The organism is Planktothrix tepida PCC 9214, from assembly GCF_900009145.1.
Taxonomy (GTDB): Bacteria; Cyanobacteriota; Cyanobacteriia; order Cyanobacteriales; family Microcoleaceae; genus Planktothrix; species Planktothrix tepida.
Window position 1 is genome coordinate 239,959 of record NZ_LN889803.1, and the last position, 18,510, is coordinate 258,468.

14 protein-coding genes, 1 pseudogene and 1 CRISPR repeat array (1 of these 16 only partly in view) are annotated in these 18,510 nt (G+C 37.6%); of the genes and pseudogenes, 6 read left to right on the forward strand and 9 right to left on the reverse strand.

What is annotated here, in order from left to right; translation table 11 throughout:
* Positions 1 to 634: direct repeats of the CRISPR family, unit length 36 nt; unit sequence GTTTCAACACCTTTTCTTCCTAATAGAAGTCGCTAC (it extends 1,214 nt beyond the left edge of the window).
* A gap of 184 nt (positions 635 to 818) precedes the next feature.
* From PL9214_RS18880 to PL9214_RS18895, 4 genes and pseudogenes are all read right to left on the reverse strand, one after another.
* A complete protein-coding gene (locus PL9214_RS18880; protein WP_072720312.1) occupies positions 819 to 2,330 on the reverse strand; it encodes an RAMP superfamily CRISPR-associated protein in 1,512 nt (503 codons plus the stop codon).
* 290 nt (positions 2,331 to 2,620) lie between these two features.
* On the reverse strand, positions 2,621 to 6,094 hold the full coding sequence (locus tag PL9214_RS18885; RefSeq protein WP_072720313.1) for a GAF domain-containing protein: 3,474 nt from the start codon (positions 6,092 to 6,094) through the stop codon (positions 2,621 to 2,623).
* A gap of 38 nt (positions 6,095 to 6,132) precedes the next feature.
* On the reverse strand, positions 6,133 to 8,046 hold the full coding sequence (locus PL9214_RS18890; RefSeq protein WP_245824289.1) for an AAA-like domain-containing protein: 1,914 nt from the start codon (positions 8,044 to 8,046) through the stop codon (positions 6,133 to 6,135).
* A gap of 171 nt (positions 8,047 to 8,217) precedes the next feature.
* A pseudogene (locus PL9214_RS18895) lies at positions 8,218 to 8,415 on the reverse strand (IS701 family transposase); the annotation flags it as partial.
* 173 nt (positions 8,416 to 8,588) lie between these two features.
* On the opposite strand from PL9214_RS18895, the gene bchM reads away from it, so the two are divergent.
* Positions 8,589 to 9,275 carry a magnesium protoporphyrin IX methyltransferase gene (bchM, locus tag PL9214_RS18900; protein WP_072720465.1) on the forward strand — a complete coding sequence of 229 codons (687 nt, stop codon included), beginning with the start codon at positions 8,589 to 8,591 and terminating at the stop codon, positions 9,273 to 9,275.
* A gap of 109 nt (positions 9,276 to 9,384) precedes the next feature.
* Positions 9,385 to 9,801: a hypothetical protein gene (locus PL9214_RS18905; RefSeq protein WP_072720316.1), complete on the forward strand. Its 417-nt coding sequence runs from the start codon at positions 9,385 to 9,387 to the stop codon at positions 9,799 to 9,801.
* On the opposite strand, the gene PL9214_RS18910 is transcribed toward PL9214_RS18905, so the two are convergent.
* From PL9214_RS18910 to tnpA, 3 genes are read right to left on the reverse strand one after another with little or no spacing between them, the layout of a single operon-like run.
* Positions 9,763 to 10,254, reverse strand: coding sequence for a GNAT family N-acetyltransferase (locus PL9214_RS18910; protein WP_072720317.1), 492 nt, complete (start codon positions 10,252 to 10,254; stop codon positions 9,763 to 9,765). The genes PL9214_RS18905 and PL9214_RS18910 overlap by 39 nt on opposite strands.
* Before the next feature lie 12 nt (positions 10,255 to 10,266).
* Positions 10,267 to 11,958 carry a glycoside hydrolase family 10-like protein gene (locus PL9214_RS18915; RefSeq protein WP_245824290.1) on the reverse strand — a complete coding sequence of 564 codons (1,692 nt, stop codon included), beginning with the start codon at positions 11,956 to 11,958 and terminating at the stop codon, positions 10,267 to 10,269.
* A 56-nt stretch (positions 11,959 to 12,014) separates the two neighbouring features.
* On the reverse strand, positions 12,015 to 12,413 hold the full coding sequence (gene tnpA, locus PL9214_RS18920) for an IS200/IS605 family transposase (protein ID WP_072717176.1): 399 nt from the start codon (positions 12,411 to 12,413) through the stop codon (positions 12,015 to 12,017).
* Positions 12,414 to 12,448: 35 nt separating this feature from the next.
* Here tnpA and PL9214_RS18925 point away from each other — a divergent pair, with 35 nt between their 5' ends.
* The 3 genes from PL9214_RS18925 to PL9214_RS18935 all read left to right on the forward strand — a co-directional run bounded on the left by PL9214_RS18925 (position 12,449) and on the right by PL9214_RS18935 (position 15,228).
* Positions 12,449 to 13,675, forward strand: coding sequence for an RNA-guided endonuclease InsQ/TnpB family protein (locus PL9214_RS18925; RefSeq protein ID WP_222425192.1), 1,227 nt, complete (start codon positions 12,449 to 12,451; stop codon positions 13,673 to 13,675).
* Positions 13,676 to 13,936: 261 nt separating this feature from the next.
* On the forward strand, positions 13,937 to 14,383 hold the full coding sequence (locus PL9214_RS18930) for a hypothetical protein (RefSeq protein WP_072720318.1): 447 nt from the start codon (positions 13,937 to 13,939) through the stop codon (positions 14,381 to 14,383).
* Between the two features lie 5 nt (positions 14,384 to 14,388).
* Entirely contained in the window at positions 14,389 to 15,228 is an 840-nt protein-coding gene (locus PL9214_RS18935; protein ID WP_072720319.1) for an Rpn family recombination-promoting nuclease/putative transposase, read from the forward strand.
* 11 nt (positions 15,229 to 15,239) lie between these two features.
* Here PL9214_RS18935 and PL9214_RS18940 read toward each other — a convergent pair whose 3' ends face one another.
* Together PL9214_RS18940 and PL9214_RS18945 are read right to left on the reverse strand one after the other, a co-directional pair.
* Positions 15,240 to 15,959, reverse strand: a complete 720-nt coding sequence (locus PL9214_RS18940) for a M15 family metallopeptidase (RefSeq protein WP_072720320.1) — start codon at positions 15,957 to 15,959, stop codon at positions 15,240 to 15,242.
* 63 nt (positions 15,960 to 16,022) lie between these two features.
* On the reverse strand, positions 16,023 to 16,685 hold the full coding sequence (locus PL9214_RS18945) for a class I SAM-dependent methyltransferase (protein WP_072720321.1): 663 nt from the start codon (positions 16,683 to 16,685) through the stop codon (positions 16,023 to 16,025).
* 156 nt (positions 16,686 to 16,841) lie between these two features.
* On the opposite strand from PL9214_RS18945, the gene PL9214_RS18950 reads away from it, so the two are divergent.
* Entirely contained in the window at positions 16,842 to 18,425 is a 1,584-nt protein-coding gene (locus PL9214_RS18950) for a DEAD/DEAH box helicase (RefSeq protein ID WP_072720322.1), read from the forward strand.
* Positions 18,426 to 18,510 lie beyond the last annotated feature (85 nt).

An 18,510-nucleotide genomic window follows, 5' to 3' on the forward strand; every position in this document is an offset into this window, starting at 1 on the left:
ACACCTTTTCTTCCTAATAGAAGTCGCTACCAGCCTGGTTGGGCTTCATGGACAATATGCCTAATCCATATAGTTTCAACACCTTTTCTTCCTAATAGAAGTCGCTACGTTTGAGTAAGTGTGGTTTAGCTAGAGATATAGTTACACCAGTTTCAACACCTTTTCTTCCTAATAGAAGTCGCTACATACAGAATTTCTGTTAATCCAAGCAGTGGATTATCCAGTTTCAACACCTTTTCTTCCTAATAGAAGTCGCTACGCATTGATAAGACCATCTTTGTGATGGCTTATACAGAAGAAGAGTTTCAACACCTTTTCTTCCTAATAGAAGTCGCTACGCACGTATCGAAATCCTTGTGGCTGAAATGCCATTGAACGTGTTTCAACACCTTTTCTTCCTAATAGAAGTCGCTACAATGCTTCTTATGGAGCTGGAGCTATAATAGCTCTTGGTTTCAACACCTTTTCTTCCTAATAGAAGTCGCTACAAAACGACCAAGAACTCATGTTGTCGAAAGACGACATTGGTTTCAACACCTTTTCTTCCTAATAGAAGTCGCTACATTCTACAACTCTCAGAAAGGAATTCTCATTTGTTGTTTCAACACCTTTTCTTCCTAATAGAAGTCGCTACCCCTCTATTCTACAACCTAGACGGGGCAATCTATCCAGACGCCGTTTGCGAGGCTCAGAAAAATCATCCCCTCAAACCCGATTTTCCCCAACATCCAAAACGCCACAACCCTTACCCAGAGCAGCAGCGAGGCTCCCAACAGCAGAATCGACATCACAGCCATTTTCCCTCAGCCTCGCAAAACTCAACCATAAATTTTTCTAAACTCCAAGTTCGGTAAACTTCTCTCCACATTCGGATCAAAAACCGTCACCAAACAAAAACCCGAATGTTCCCGCACCCCATACCCCGAAGGTCGGTTATTAGAACTCCCGCACCAAACCGGACGGTTAGCCGCCTTAGTGCTACACACCCCATGCACCAACTCTTCCCAGGCGTCCGCTTCCCCCCGCCAAATACTGTAAATGCGTCCCGGTTGCGGCGTTTTAGTCGGTTGAAAACCCCAAACTTTCGCCAGTTGACGCACCTGCTGATCAATACTGTGGCTAAGTTGCTTTAAATAGGAAGCCGGATCACTCGTAAACCCAGAGTCCGACGCCAACTGTGTCACCGTAAATTCACTTCCGCGAAACCCACCAAAACGCTCTAAACGATGGGGAGGACGTCGCCAACCGGGGCCAACTCCCCCCAAACGACTCGCTAAATTTAATAAATCTCCCACTAATTGATGATATTCCGAGTTACAATCCACATTAATAATCCAAGTTTCATGGGCCGTTTTAGCCGGAATATTCGCATAACCATTTCCCCCAGAATTTCCCTGAACTCGATACAGATAACTCGTTAACCGCAATTTTGCTAAAGTTCCCAACCCTCCAAACAATTTTTCCGTTAAAAGTTCAGCCTGTTTCCGGGGTAAAAAATCCAAAGCAAAACGGATAAAATAACCCCTTAAAGTGGCTCGTAAAACTTGCGGGCTCCAGCGATATTGTCCGGTTTGATTTTTGCTAGGATTATGCGATCGCACACAAGGTTTCATTCCTGTTAAATGAAGTTCCCATTTTCCCGTCGGAACACTTGTCGCTAACCGTCCAAACCCCGAAGCCGTCCCCCGTCCTATTCCTCGGCGTTCTAACATTTCCTTGAGACGAATTTCTAACCAAGTTTTTTCCGCAGGTTTCGGGGGATTTTTTAATAAGACTTGTAAGCGAAAGCGATCAGGATCAGGATGGGGAGGTTTAGGAGAAACTTGCCATTGTAAACTCAAGTTATTACTTTTTTGATCAAAAATTTGCCATTGCTGTTGAGCATAAAGAGGAAAAGCTTTTAAATCTTTCAATAAAATACTTTCAAACCGGATTTTTAGAGGTTGCCAACCGTTTAAATTGGGTTCTAAAAGCGTTAACCAAAATTGTTGTTCTTCATGAGGAATTTCTGACCAAATGGTTCTAATATATTTTAATAAAGAACCCCGCACACTGGAACCGGGAATATAGGGAACGCCGCCAATTTGTGCTGGTAAAATTCCGCCTTCTGGAAAACTTCCTCCACCCACTTGAATGGGACTAAGAATCTGTAATTTATCTAATTTTACCGTAAAATTTTTACCCGCCTCTGGGTAAATTTTCCCATTCCAAGCGTCTCGGACTTCGAGTAAATCAACTTGATTTGTTTCCGGTGTCCAGCCTGTTTCTTTTCCTTTTTTAATCTCGTACTCGTACCATTTCGGTAATTCTGTCGGTAAAGATGATGGCATAATATTAACCTCAAATTGCCCTATTTTTTATTATATAATAATATTGTCTATATTCAACATTAAATCTAAAAATTCGTAGGGGTTGGGTCTCCCAACCCTCTTGGTACTATTGGGATTATAAATTGATCGGAAGGGCGAGAAAACCTCGCCCCTACATTGATTGATCGGAAGGGCGAGAAAACCTCGCCCCTATATTGATGGGAAGGGCGAGAAAACCTCGCCCCTACGGGGAAATCATATATTAATCTTAATATTGGTGGTGCGTGCGCTGCGCTTACGCACCCTACGGGTTAGGTTTTATTCAATACATGGGGTAAATCAATCCCGACTTGATTATTGAAAATTTCCATATATCTTAAATCTCGTTCATCAAAACTGACTTTTAAATAATCAGGAATATCATAAATATCTTTCGGATGATAAGGGGGATAATTTCCGGGTTTGCGTTTATTCAGTAATTGCGTTACTCCTAATAATTCCCCATCAAAACTTAAAATTGGCATACACAATAAACTACAAGTGCGATAACCCGTTTCTTGATCTGTTCCTTTTGCAGTTTGGGACTCAGGATGATCATAAACATCAAAAGGAATCATAATCGGTTTTTTCATTTGGGAAACTTTTCCTGCAAATCCTTCATTTTTATAGATATAAAAGGTTTCTATTGTGCCATCAATTCTCGGAATTCTTGTCCATAATTTATCAGGATCATAAGCATCGACTAACCACAGGGTACTGCGATCCGCATTGGTTAATTTTTTAGCAGATTCTATCACTGTATACAGAATTTTTTCAGGATCAAAGCCAATTTGACGCACGGAATTAATCGCCGATCTTAAAGTATCTGTAGCCCGTTGTTTTTGCAGGGTACTAATTTCTTGATGGAAAGATTGACATCCCTCTAAAACTTTAATAATAAATTCTGAGCGTTTGTGAAGTTGTTGGAGATCGTCGGGGGTAAATCCTTCTTGATTAATTTGCTCAGAATTTAAAACGGGAGAATCTATTAATTTATTCAGCAGACGAATAACTGCAATTACTTGTCCGTCAGAATTAATAAACGGAAAAAATAAAGCATTGTGTAACTGTTCGCGTAAATCAAATCGCACCCCAACTTGAAGCCAAGGATCATCTAAGTTAGAAATCGAGTTCAGAACTAAGCTAGAATTAGAATTAAGGAGTCTTTCAGCTAAATTAACATCAGCCTCAATAATCACTTCAATCAGAAGGTTAGAATTATTGCTATCGGGAATAATTGACCAAAACTCATGTTTATCACTATTAAAAATAAAAATATCCGTTTGAGCAACCCTTAGCAATTTACTAATCGATTGCATCATAAATTCTAAAATATTATATAACGTGCTATAAAGTTCTTCATCTTTCTGGCTTCCCACCGCTTGACTTAACATAGCCAAGGTATGATAAACTACCTTTTGTGATTGAAATTCGGCTAATTTTTTTAAGCGTTCATGCACTTTTGCATATTGTAAAATCACCCCGACTCGTTCATTAAAAACCTGCATGGACTGGCGATCATTTTTATCAAAACTAGCTTTAAATTTTTCGGGAGCTTGGGGCCATAAAGCCGGATTATAATCGGGATAATTACCCGAATTTAGTTTATTAACTAATTGAGTTACTCCTAATAGTTCCCCATCGGGATTTAAAACAGGCATACACAATAAACTACAGGTGCGATATCCCGTTTCTAAATCGGTTTCTTTAGAGGTTTGAGAGTCAGGATGTTGATAAACATCAAAGGGAATAATAATCGGTTCTCTCGTTCGTGCCACTTGACCCGCAAACCCTTCATTAATATGAATTCGTTTTTCAATTAAAGTACCATCCATTTGTCGAATTTTTGTCCAGAGTTCCTGTTTTTCTTCATCCACTAACCACAAGGTACTACGGTCAGCATTCATTAAGTTTTTAGCCGCATCCATCACCCGTTGTAAGATTTCTTTTGTATCTAATTGACTCCCATCTAAAGAACGAGTCGCTTCTGCTAAAGCGGCGGTTGCTTGTAATTTTCGGCTGGCTTGACGACAGGATTGACAACTTTCTAAAAACCGTCGAATATGAGGATCAAATCGCGTTAATTGTTCTTCATCCGCTTGGTTAAATCCTTCTTCTTTAACCCGTTTAGCTAAGGGTTCGGATTCAAACAGATTAGCTTTGAGTTTATTCAATAATTGAATAACCGCCACAACTTCTTTCGCGTGATTACAAATAGGATACGCTAAGACATTATAGGTATGATAGCCATATTTTTGATCGGCTAATTTGACTAAATTAGAACGAGGATCATCATAGACATTGTGAGGAATATTAATAATTTTTTTGGTTTTTGCGGCTTGTCCAGCAATTCCTTCTCCAACGGGAACTTGAATATTGAGAAATTCATTCGTTTGATTTTCAGCGACTAAAGACCACAGTTCTGTTTTTTCTGCATTTAATAGATAAATGGTAGCGCGATCTGCTTTTAATAAATCTCCTAATTTTAAGGTAATTTGCCGTAATACTTCATAAATGACTTCATCGGAACTGGTTCCCTCGGCGACTCGACAAATTTGGGTTTCTAAGAGTTGAACTTTGAGTTTAGCCAGGGTTTGGATAAATTCGGGTTCAATAATCGCTAATTCATCGCGTAACTCCGCTAAGGCTTTTTGACACCAACTGGAAGTAAATACCTCTTTATAAATCCGATTTCTAATTTCTAAAATTCCTTCTCGTTTACTAACTAAACCCGATAACCGTAATTCCATTTGTTCCAAACTATTATCAGCTAATATTTTTCCTTTTTCTCTAATTTTTTGATATAATTTTAATAAGTCAATACTGCGATTTTTTTGACGAAGGAGCCGATCTCGAATGGTTCTTAAATGTTCTGGTTCGTCTTGGTGTTCCCAATTATTAATCACCTGCGATCGCACAAATTTCTCGACCCATTCCGCCTCGGAACCCAGGGGAATCTGATCAGGACATTTAACAATTAATTTACAAATTTTTTGGGTTAAAAAGGGTTGTCCTGATGTCCAATCAAGAACGGCATCTAATAACGCTTGGGGATGTTCGGATTTCAGTTTTAATCCTTCCGCAATGGGTTGAGCTTCGTGGGATTGAAACCCATGTAATTCAATGCCATAACCACAATCAAAAGGTAAACTATTATAGTTGGCATCCTTCATCAAATCATAGGGAGAAGCCACCCCTAAAATGGCAAAGGTTAAACGGTTATATTCGGGAAGATCGGCACGTTTATTATAACAAGCTCTGAGTAATCCTAAAAATTCATTGGCTAAGTCTGGTAATCTCAATAAACTATCAATTTCATCAATAAAAATTATAATATCTTTTTCAAGTAATAATGGATGTTTTAATAAAATATCATGAATAAATTTATTAAAGCGATTCATCGGGGATAAATCAGATTCTCGACAGCCCTCCTTAAAGCTCTCAATGGATTCTAAAAGATTAAAGTTCTCAGCTAAACTATCAATAATATCCGCATAAAATTGTTTGCGGGTTAAGTCGGAACTAATAATAGCCGTTAAATCAATAGACGCACAAGCTAACCCTTGTTCTTGCAGTTTACGCATGGTTTTAACGCGCAAACTAGATTTCCCCATTTGACGACAAGTTAACACATAACAAAACATTCCTCCCATGAGTTGATGATATAATTCATGATCGGCTTTTCTCCAAACATAAGTCGGAGAATCGGGGGGTAAACTGCCACCAACTTTATATTCATAATTCATAAATTGCCTCCCTCAAATTTAATGTAAAATTAATACCTTTATTCCACTGAAATCTGATAAACCTGCATAGAACCAATGCCTTTTAACTCTCTAAATTCACTCTTAATAATATTCAAACCCAGATGACGTTTAACAGCTTCATAAACCATTGAAGAAATACAAATTCCCCTCGGATACGCTTCAACTTGCAAACGTGCTGCAATATTGACCCCATCTCCATAGACATCATTCCCATTAAAATAAACCTCGGCGAGATGAATGCCAATTCGATGTTCCAAAACCGCATCAGAGGGTAATTCAGAGGCAGCGGTTATCAATGTTTTTTGAATTTCTTGAGCGCATTGAACCGCTTTTACCACCGAAACAAAATACATCAGTAACCCGTCTCCTACTGATTTTAAGACCTGTCCTTCAAATTGTTGACATAATCGCGTCATTAAATTCAAATCTCTAAAAACAGCCGCTAAGGTAGGTTCTTGATTTTGATGATGTTTTTGTGCGGAATCTTTGACATCAGTAAACATAATAGCCGCTAAAATATTTCTCGTCTGCTCAGGAATAAGTTCTAGGTTTTCTAATCGTTTTTCTGCTGAAGGCAATGTGAGCAGGGAAGATTTTAAACGATCTCGAAAATATTCTCGATATAAGATTTTTCTAATTTCTACTTGATTTCCTTGCAAATAAACTAACCCCATACTATTGAGATCAAAGGCTAATTTTGATTTTAACTCAATAGGTTGTTCCGATTCAACAACGGTTCTAAATGCTTGTGCGAGTTCAGGATATTTTTCTAAATTCCAAAGGTGTAATCGTAAATAATCCGCATAAATTCCCGTATCCTTGGGAGCGTCTTCTAAAATTTGTTTTAAACTTATTTTTTCTCGCACCATTTTATAAAAAGCAACCCGCAATAAATGGGGATGTCCTCCCAACATCTCCATCAATTTCTCTATTTCAAAAGGCGTTAATTTAAACCCATGCCTCCGAGCAAGTTCCTGGACTTGTTGGGTATTTAATTCTGGGAGTTTGGCATCTAATCCTACATTAAAGGGAGATTGATGAATATCTAAGGGAATATAAACTTCCGTTCCGTGAGCAATAATTAAATGCAGGTTTTTCCAAATCTCAATTTGTTTAGATTTTTCATGCCAAGCTCTCAGTAAACCAAAAAAATCATCAGCAATTTTTTCATGTTGAAAAATTCGATCAACCGCATCTAACCCTAAAACCAAAGGCTGTCCTAATTTGGGTAATAAATACCGAGCAAAATAGTTTGTACAATTATTTTTACTTCCTAATTCTTCATCCCAATATTGATTGAGTTGCATGGGGAGTTGTAAATCATCCGCCACCATTGCACAAAAACGCCGTAAGAATCGATTCAAATCCGCAAAAACTTCATTATCCGTTAACTCAAAATTCACAACAACGGTACGACAACCTTGACGTTGAGCATGGTTTAAGAGTCTCGCCATTAAAGAAGTTTTTCCCATCTGTTTTGGCCCTTTAATGCGAATTAAACTTCCGGGTTTGATAATTTCTTCATAAGCTTGAGATTCAATCGGAGGACGTTCAATATAAAAAGGAGAAAATAAATTAACTTGACCACCGGGTAATTCTAGCTCAAAATTTAGGGTTTCCTGAGATTTTTCTAAGGCTTGATTTGAGGAATTAAATTTATTTTGTTTTTTGAATAATTCTTGTAAAATTAACCGCACCGTTTTAATCCCAACTCTTTCTCCCGTTGCGTCTGAAAGTAGTTTCCATAAGTTGGGAGCTAAAATTGTTTGAACCGTATTTTCACTATACCCGATGATCCGAATTTCCTTGAGTTTAGCACCCAGCAGTGCTTGTCTGAGGATCGCCTCTTGAACTTGATCCAAAGGATTTTGAGTTCGATTAATAACCAGATGTTTAGCAAATGTAATTAGCTCTAAGACCTCTACATCCATGATCAGGCCCTCTTGCTTCCCCTTTTTCTTTTACTCTACTTTGAAATTTAACCCGATTTTAAAACCCTACCAAGTTATTTAACTTTAGTAGGGCTTTAGAAGGTTTAGCGTTTAAACCGCTTCAGTAACTCTGAGTAAAGCAAATTAGTAACCTTGCTCATCAATTTAGCAATGATGTAATTGATGATAAACCACGCCAATTGCATTATTTGACATCTGAGTTAAGTTTTTTCGTCCACTTTCGCCCAATAATCCTCCTAAATAGTGCCTAAATCCTTTTTTTTGAGATGGATTCTTCAATATATCATCGAACCTAGCACACCATCTCTCAAAGCATGGTGGCATAGCCGAGGGAGTGGTTTCTTTCATAAGGGTTACTCAATGTGAAATACTTACCCTATTGATATTATAGGCGTTTTATTCCTCTTTTTTGTTTAAGTCCCGCTTAATTCTCAATGCTCAATATCAGAAAGTTAGGCATTTTCGTTGTAGGGATTTGCCTTACAATGAAGGTTTGGACGGAATTTAATTTCAAACAAACCATGAGTGTAGCAGACGAGAAAACCGTAGTTCGGGATTATTTTAATAGCACAGGATTTGATCGGTGGCGACGAATCTACGGTAATGGTCAAGTCAATAAAGTTCAACTGGATATCCGTCAAGGACATCAACAAACCGTTGATCGAGTCATAGATTGGTTGAAAGCCGATGAAAACCTACCCGGTTTAACCATCTGTGATGCGGGATGTGGGGTTGGCAGTTTGAGTATTCCCTTAGCAGAAGCCGGTGCCGTTGTGTATGGGAGTGATATTTCCGAAAAAATGGTAGCGGAAGCCTATGAACGGGCTAAAAACCGCCTCAGCGTGATCCAAAACGTTACCTTTACGGCTCAAGATTTAGAAACCCTCCAGGGTCGGTATCATACTGTGATTTGTTTGGATGTCTTGATTCATTATCCTCAAGATCAAATTCCTGAGATGATTTCTCATCTGTGTTCCTTAGCAGAGTCTCGTGTAATTTTGAGTTTTGCGCCAAAAACCTTAGCCTTAAGTGTTCTCAAAAAAATTGGGGAATTATTTCCAGGGCCGAGTAAAACCACTCGTGCTTACCAACATCGAGAAGCAGATATTGTTAAAATTTTTAGAGACAATGGTTTCTCCATTCAACGACAAGCTATGATTGGCACACGCTTCTACTATTCGCGCTTAATGGAAGCAACACGCACTTAAAATTAGGGTCGGCAGGAGGGAGATCAAAGATCAAAAGATTGTTCTGTATCTTCCCCTGTGATTGTTGCCTTGATGAGTGTTCTGCTCTCTCTGCTGGGGAGGAAAAACAATGCAGTTCCTGAAGGTGATCACTGCGAGTTTATTAGTTCCGGTTGGAATGGGTTGTCTCTTGGCGATCGCCACTGAATTGATCAATCCTCATTCAACGGCTGATAGCAAACTCAGTATTATTTTAGGCGGATTAATCTTAGGTTTACCGTCCTTGGGAATCGGCGGATGGGTGGCTTGGGATTGGTATCAAGAACGCTCTCAGAAAATTCAAGCTCGTTCTCGACGGATTCGTTCTATTTTTTGGCATCTAGTCCAAGTTCAAGGCGGAGAAATTACGGTTCAAAAATTAGCACAATATACCCATTTATCTCGTTTTGAAGCTAAAGCATTTTTAGATCAAAAAGCCCAAGAATTAAATGGCACATTTGAAAAAAAATCAAATGGGGAAATTATTTATCATTTTCAGGTCGAATAAACTTGAGTTTAACATTCTACTTAAACGAATAAATCGGCAAGGATAACCAGAAACATGACTTTTAAAGCTTCCAATTTCTTGAAATCCGGCTTTTTTATAAAACGCGATCGCTCGTTGATTTCCAGCCATAACAATTGTATAAGCGGGGGAACCAATCAGCTTTAAAGCTAAGTTTAATAACCGTTTACCAATGCCTTGATTTTGATAATCAGGATCGATATATAATAAAGCAATACAGTTGCGATCTATTGCAACAAAACCAACAATCGTTTTCCCTTTACAAGCTACAAATTTATCATAAACATAGCAAATTTGATTCGCATTGGGATTGTGCGCTAGAGGGGTCATCGCCCTTAAATCACAAGATCCCAAAAATTCCGCAGGTTGAGCGCGATCGTGAACGCAACAAATTAGTGGCCAATCTTGATCTAAATAAGGGCGAATTTTAATCATTTTTGTTCATTATTAAACAAATTTTGGGCGTTCTAAACCTTGAGAAAATAACGTTTTAAACTCAGCTTTTTGGGTTTCTGATGTCATCATTTGTTTCCAGGTTTCATAGAAGAAAAAGGATGTTCCTGCAAATTTGCGATCACGGGTTAGTTGGATTTGTTCTTTTACAGTAGCAAAGGACATCGGTTTAATTCTAAGCCCCGTTAAAATGCCAATACTCACAGGAATATGGCTTTTGGCTTCTAACAGTTCAGGACGTTTTAAATCGGCTAAAAAGCCATTCATATCCTCTCGATAGACTTGTAAGACTAATTCTTCTAAATAGCCTTCCTGTTCCCAGGTTTTCCAATCTTGTAAAAATTGAGAATAAGCATACAAATAAGGATTGGGAGATAAAGATAGAATACAATTCGGTTTATAATCTTTAATTACCCAGAAAATTCGAGTTAAAAATTCCGTAATTTTTTTCGCCCTCCAACTCACCCAATTTGCCTCTTTAAAATCCCCTGGAGGAGTTGAATTTCCCGTTTCTTTCTGATATAATTTAACGGTAAATTCATCATAGCCTAAATCAACGGGTAAACCAAAGTGATCATCGAGTTGAATTCCATCAATATTATAGGTTTTGACGACTTCAATAATTAATCCTAAAATAAATTGTTGCACTTGAGGATGGAATGGATTTAACCAAACTTGATTAACTTGACTTTCTTTATATCCTTTTGTCCCATCTTGACGACAAGTAATCCAATGGGGACGAAGTTGTGCAATTTTAGAATCTGGGGGAACCATAAATCCAAATTCCAACCAAGGAATGATACTCATGTTCCGTTCTTTAGCTAAAGGAATCATTTCCTGAAGAATATCTCGATCTTTTAATTCAGGAATTGGCTCTATTTTAATTCCCGTGAATCGTTCCATTAAAACGCTGGGATAAAGGGTATAACCTTCATTCCAAATGGTCGGATAAATAGTATTAAACTTGAATTCTGCTAATAAATTAAACGCTTCTGTTAACGCATTTTTAGACAACAGAACATCACTATCAATATTGGTTAACCAAACTCCTCTTAATTCTCCGGTGGGAACGGAAATAATGGGCGGTTTCACAATATATTGTTCTGGAATGGTTAAAGGTTCATTTTGTTGACGCAAAGCTTGACAAAAAAATACAGCCACTTCCCCACGAGTTGCAGGTTTATTAGGGTTTAAAAGCTTCACCTCTGGATAATTAACCACTAACCCAGATTCAATCGCCGCAGCAACAGCATTTCTCGCATAATTGGGAATATCTTTAGCATCATTTAAGCTTTCATTTAAGGTTTTAACAATAGATTGAGTGGGTTCATAATTTAATCCCTTAACTAATGCGACTAAGGCTTGAACTCTGGGAATATTTTGTTGCGGTTTAAAACTTTGGTCTTCATACCCACTCATAAACCCAGTTCGATAGGTTTTTTGAATCACACTATGAGCCCAAAATTGCGACGAAACATCCTTAAATTCGATGGGTTCTCGATTCTCTAAAAGTTGAGGAAAAGCTTTAATCAGCATTGTCGCAAATTCGGCCCTTGTGACGGGTGCATCGGGTTTAAAACTGCCATCTCGATAACCTGTGATGATGTTTTTATTGGCTAAATTTTCAATACTGTCTTTAGCCCAATGAGTGGTTATATCTGTAAATTTTACAATAACCGTATTCAAAGCCCACGTCTTTCAAGCGTGGGATGTAGAATACCCGCCTTTAGGCGGAGTGAAGGCTAGTGAGAGTTTTGGTTAGCAATATACTTTTTGATAGTTTCACTAGAAACAGAACCAGCCGTCCCACAATAATAGCTTCGACTCCACAAAGAAGGTAGTTTAAGTAAATGAGGAAATTCTTTTCTTAATATTCTTGATGATGCCCCTTTGATTCTGAACATAATTTGATGTGGAGCAATCAAAGGGTGACAACTAATAAATAAATGCACATGATCAGGCATTATCTCCAGAGCTAGGACATCACATTCTAGCTCTTTTGCTTTTTGGTAGATAATTTCCTCTAATCTTCTGCTCACTCCGTTAACCAACACCCTTTTCCTCCTTTTTGGGCAAAAGACAAAATGATAGTTGATCAGACTAACTGATGTGTTTTTTCTTCTATATTGATTTTCTGTCATTGTCGATACACACGATTCATCAACCTTATGTTATCATGGATGACATGACAAAAATAACTCGGACGATTAAATTGAAATTCGTGGATCTCAACCGTTGTAAAGCTCAGGTGTTTGAGCAAATGACGGCAGAAAACACACGGGTTGCCAACAAGCTGTTGTCATTGCCGATTAAAGAACGGCGTAAAATGACAACAGCTAAAATTATGTCCGAGTTAAAATCTGCCCTTGTTAACCAAGTAATCCGACATACCACATCACCCACAGGTCGTAAAACCAAACAATATAAAGTTCTTCCTGTGGAAGTTAACAACCAAAACTGGAAGTTAACCCTAAAAGGGAATACTTATTCAATTAGTTTTCCAACCCTTAAAGGTGAAAAAAGAATTCCCATTGAAGTTGCATCTCCCCATTGGCAACCTGTTTTAGACGGATTGTTAGAGGGAACAATTCAAGGGGGTTCTTTTAAATTAATTAAACATCGAAATAAGTGGTATGCCTATCTGTCAATTACTGAGGATGTTCCAGAAGTTAAGACGGAGAAAAGATTAGGATGTGACCGAGGACAGAATAATTTAGCGGTAGTTGCACCTAAACAGGGTTTTGGTAAGTTCTTTAATGGTCAAAGCGTTAAGCATCGGAGACGTTATTTTCAACAACGAAGAAAACAACTTCAAGAAGCTAAAAAGTTTCGAGCATTAAAGAAATGGGACAAAAAAGAACGACGATGGATGGATGCAATCAATCATACAATCAGCCGTCGAATTGTTCGTTTTGCCGAATACCATAATGCTGATGTTGTTATTGAGGATTTAGAAGGATGTCGAAGCACAATGAAACAGAGCCAAAAATCTCGTTCTGATTCCGGTGAATCTCGACATAATTGGTCTTATTATTCTTTGGAACAGAAACTTAATTATAAGTTGGCTCTTAAAGGATTGAAATTAATTAAAAGACCTGCGCCATACACTTCCAAATCCTGTTCAACCTGTGGTTTTATTGGTAAAAGAAATCGACATGATTTCAATTGCCCTAATGGTCACTACCATAACTCTGATTTGAATGCTGCGAAAAACCTAGCTCAATGGGACGGTTTTTCTTGTCAGTTAGACCTACAGAGAGATGCTTCTGTAATGGATTCATCCGGTTTAACTGATGGGGTGCTTGGCACACCCCTGAACTCGGTGAATACAGTCAAACAAGAGTATATTCAACTGTCTCTGCTTGACTGGACTAGATACGAGAATCCCACCCCTTTAGCGTAGCGCAGGGGTGGGAGTGTCAACATAAGGAATTCAATTGATCAGGGGTTTTCAGTTGAGGAAGAGATCGTTTATAGGTTCCAGTTTCAGGGTTAATCTTTCAGAACAAAACTACACAATAAGTTAATTTCGCATCAAATTTCATTCTAAAAGAATATAATATAAGTAAGAATTTTACCCTAAAGTAGGATAAGTTACAATCCTTGAAGATGTTAACTTATTCATAGCCTTTCAGTTATTGTTTTATAGCTTCAGGTCTAAATTATGAAATTCATTTCTACACTGGTTTCTGGAATCACAACCGCCATGACAACTCTCACGTTAGTGACAAGCGTGGGAATGGCTCAAATGGCCGAAGTCCCAACACCTAATGCTAAAGGGGATTTTATCACCGCAAAAGTTCAAGGAAATCGAGGACTTTATAATAATATTCATTGGTTGGTTGTTGACCCCGAATCTCTCAACTGTCGGAATACTCCTGAAGGAACCGTTAAAGTTAAATTAGTGACTGGTGCAATTATTAATGCTATTTTTTCTAATAATGGCAAAGGAGATGCAATTGTTCTCAAAAATGGTCAACCTTGGATGAAAGTAGAAAGTATTAATCCGGCTGGCTATCGGTTTAATTCTGGAGTGTGTTATGTTCGGGCTAATTCAAAATATATTGCTCCCATTAATGGAGATTATTTGGATATATTCAAAAAGGAATAAAAGCGATGCGGTTTATTAATCCTAAAACAGATTTTGCCTTTAAAAAAATCTTTGGATCATCGGAAAGTAAGGATATTTTAATCAGTTTCTTAAATGCACTGGTTTATAATTCTGACTCAATAATTCAGGATTTAGAAATTTTTGATCCTTACTTTTCTCCTAAGATTACTGGATTAAAAGATACCTATTTAGATGTTAAAGCCCAACTCAATACCGGTGAAATTGTAATTATTGAGATGCAGGTTTTAAATGTAGAAGCCTTCACCAAACGAGTGTTATACAATGCAGCTAAAACCTATTCATTGCAATTAGATGCTGGACAAGGCTATCGATTTTTAAAACCTGTTATTGCTCTAACGATTACCGATTTTATAGAGTTTGAAAATACTGATGAACTCATTTCTCGCTTTGTATTTAAAGAAAAAGTTCAAAACTTTAATTATTCCGAGAATGAATTAGAGTTAGTATTTGTGGAATTACCTAAATTTCAGAAATCCTTAGAAGAATTAGAAACGTTAACGGATAAATGGATTTATTTCATGCAAAGGGCTAGATTATTAGAATCGGTTCCTGAAACGTTGGAAAGTGTCCCTCAAATTCAACGGGCGTTTCAAATTGCTAATCAAACCAATTTAACCCGTGAAGAATTGGATGAAGTTGAAAAGCGAGAACTGTTTCTACAGGATCAAAAAAATGCGATTACTTTAGCTCAAAATGAAGCAAAACGTGAAAAAGCAATAGAAATTGCTCGTCAACTCTTAAATATTTTAGATGATCAAACCATCAGCCGAACAACAGGATTGAGTTTAGAAGAAATTCAAAATTTGCGTTATTTCCGTTCTTAAACTCTTAACTATCAACACAGATATCGACCATATTTTGCAATAATAGGGGTCTTATTTTGTTGTTGATTCGTTAACCAAGCCCATAATTGATCTCCCCAGGAAAAATGCCACCATTCATTCGGATGTTGTTGAAACCCTGCGGTTTTCATAACTTTGGATAAAATTTGACGATTTTGATGATAGTTTTGTTCCGTTGGGTCTGAACTGTTTTCAAAATAGTTGGGGTAAGATCGAGGAGAAATTTCATCAATTTCCGAACCCATATTCACCCATGTTCCCGTTTCATTCACTAACGTAATATCCAGTGCTGCACCTGTACTATGGGGAGGCGGTGTGGCGGGATCTAAACTCGGAGCAGCCCAAAATTGATAGACTTCTGTTAAGATAGACTGGTGTTGTTCTGCGGAAAGAGAGTGTTGATTTAATCTCCGTTCTTTTAATAACTGATTAAAAGAATAATCTACCATAAATTGTTGCACTTCTACGGGACGGTAGGCATCAAAAATGAGGATTTTCCAGTTAGGATAATTGTCTTGTAAGAGCAATTGTGCGGTTAGTAAACGCTCTAAAACACTTTGTCTTAAATAATAGGGAGAATCTATCGCCGAAAGATGATAAGGCGCACCTAATTTTTGATACGCATGGGGAGTTTCTACGACAAATGTTTCTAAGGGAATCTTAACAAGAGGTTCACCGCAGTCTTGAATAATAATTTGTTGATAAGGTTTCATAATATTTGTTAATTTTAAGTAGTAAACCCTGAAGGGCTTAGAGTCCTGAAGGGCTCACTACGGTTAAGAGTTTCGGGATGCAATGACCGCATAAAAGGGATCGCTTCCTCCCATTCCTAACATTTGCATAAACAGAGGCGTTTTAGATTGGTTAGAAATAACTTCTGGGGAACTAAAACCGGGTAAATGATTGATTTGAACTGAATTAAAATATCCTTTTACTAATTCAATACGATTTGCTTCTGTTTCTTCTCGCCAAGCTGCGATCGCTTTTTGATAAAACATTCGATTAGAAAAGCTAATAATGGAAATTCCACCGGGTTTTAAAATTCGATGAATTTCTGAGACAATGGCTTCAGGATATTGTAAATATTGAATTGAGACACAGATTAAAACCGCATCAAACTCTTGATCTGATAGGGGAAGTTTAGGATTTTGATTTAAGTCTTGAATAAAATAATGATCGAGTTGAGAATTTTTTGCTAATTCTTCTTCGTTCATTCCATGTCCTTCAACATGAGCAAATTCAATATCATTGGGAAGATGAGACACCCAACTACTCATTAAATCTAAAATGCGTGTTTGGGGTTTTAAACGGTTTCGATAGAGGGTGGTTAACTGATCAATAAAGGCTTCATCGACGTGGGTAACAAAACGAGGGAAAGAGTAAAATAGAGAGTCGTCTGTCTCGTCTAATTTAATCCGTTGATGACGTTGCAGTAACATAATGGGATTGATTAAGCGTGAGTTCAATTTGATCTGGCAATCTGAATATTAAGAATTGTATCCTATTTTCAATTAAATGGCTATAATGATTCTAATATTGATTTATTAGTCAAAAAATAAGATTCAGAATCGATCTGAAACATACGATAGAAACTCATGCCTCGTACACCTATATTAACCTTTGATCGGGGTACATTATTATTACATCCACCTCCACAGGGAAAAAGTTGGATTGATTTTGCCACCTGGGATGATCGGGTGGAAAAATTTAGAATTCCAGCTTATTATTATCGTAGCTTAGTGGAAACATTACGCAAGAATCAGGTTAATTTTATTGATCAAGCTCAGGGTTTTAATACTTTAGAATTAACCCCTAGTTTTGAAATGCCTCCCTATGTTCATCAACAGGAAGCCTTAGAAGCTTGGCAACAGGTGGGAAGCCAAGGGGTTGTTGTTTTACCCACGGCTTCTGGGAAAACTTATTTAGCTCAATTAGTCATGCAAGTGACAGGATATAGCACTTTAATTTTGGTTCCGACATTGGATTTAATGCACCAATGGTATGCCCATTTATTGGCAGCTTTTCCTGATATTGAAATCGGATTATTAGGGGGAGGATCGAAAGATAGAACCCCAATTTTAGTGGCAACTTATGATAGTGCAACGATTCATTGTGAAACGTTAGGAGATAAATATGGGTTATTGATTTTTGATGAATGTCATCATTTACCAACGGATTTCTATCGCGTGATTGCTGAATATTCCCTCGCTCCTTATCGGTTAGGATTAACAGCAACCCCTGAGCGTTCTGATGGTAGGCATAGTGATTTATCAATCTTAATTGGGTCTACCGTTTATCGAAAAACACCGGAACAGTTAGCCGGGGGAGCATTAGCCAGTCATAAAGTTGTTCAAATTTTAGTTAAACTTTCTCCTAAAGAACGAGAAATTTATCAAGAACAAATGAAAATTAGAAATGAATTTATTAAAGACAATAATATTAAATTATCGAGTTTAGACGGATGGAAACAATTTGTGATGTTAAGTGCGCGATCGCCTTTAGGAAGACGGGCAATGTTAGCCCACCGACAAGCGAAAGATATTTCATTATGTACCCATGGAAAATTAAGAATATTAGCTGATTTACTGGCTCAACATCATCCTGAAAAAACCTTAATTTTTACAGTCGATAATTCTACGGTTTACCGAATTTCTCAAGCCTTTTTAATTCCAGCTATTACCCATCAAACCCCCATTAAAGAACGCCATGAAATTTTAACTAAATTCCGAGAAGGAGAATATAAAACCCTGGTTGCATCCCATGTTTTAAATGAAGGGGTTGATGTTCCCGATGCTAAAATTGCAATTATTTTATCAGGAACCGGATCAGAACGGGAATATATTCAACGGTTAGGGCGAGTTTTACGCAAGGGAAATACCCCCAATAAACAAGCGATTTTGTATGAAGTCGTTACGGAAGATACCAGCGAGGAACGTACCGCCCAACGTCGTAAAGGAGAAACGAAATCTAAACCCCAACCCCCGAAAAAAGCCTCGAATTCTGGTTATCAACAATTAGATATTTTTCAACCGACTCCTTTATATAGTCGCCCCAATTCTCAAAGCAAACGAGTTGCTGAATCTTCTGAACAATGGAATTCTTCTGAAGAATCTGAATATAATAGGGAACAGGGAACAGGGAACAAGGAACAGGAAGACGGAAAAGACTTTAATATCTAGTTTTTTTGATCAGTTTTTGTTAATCACTGTGTTTGTCTGACTACTCTATGATATGATTTAAAAATATAATTTTTTACAACAATCT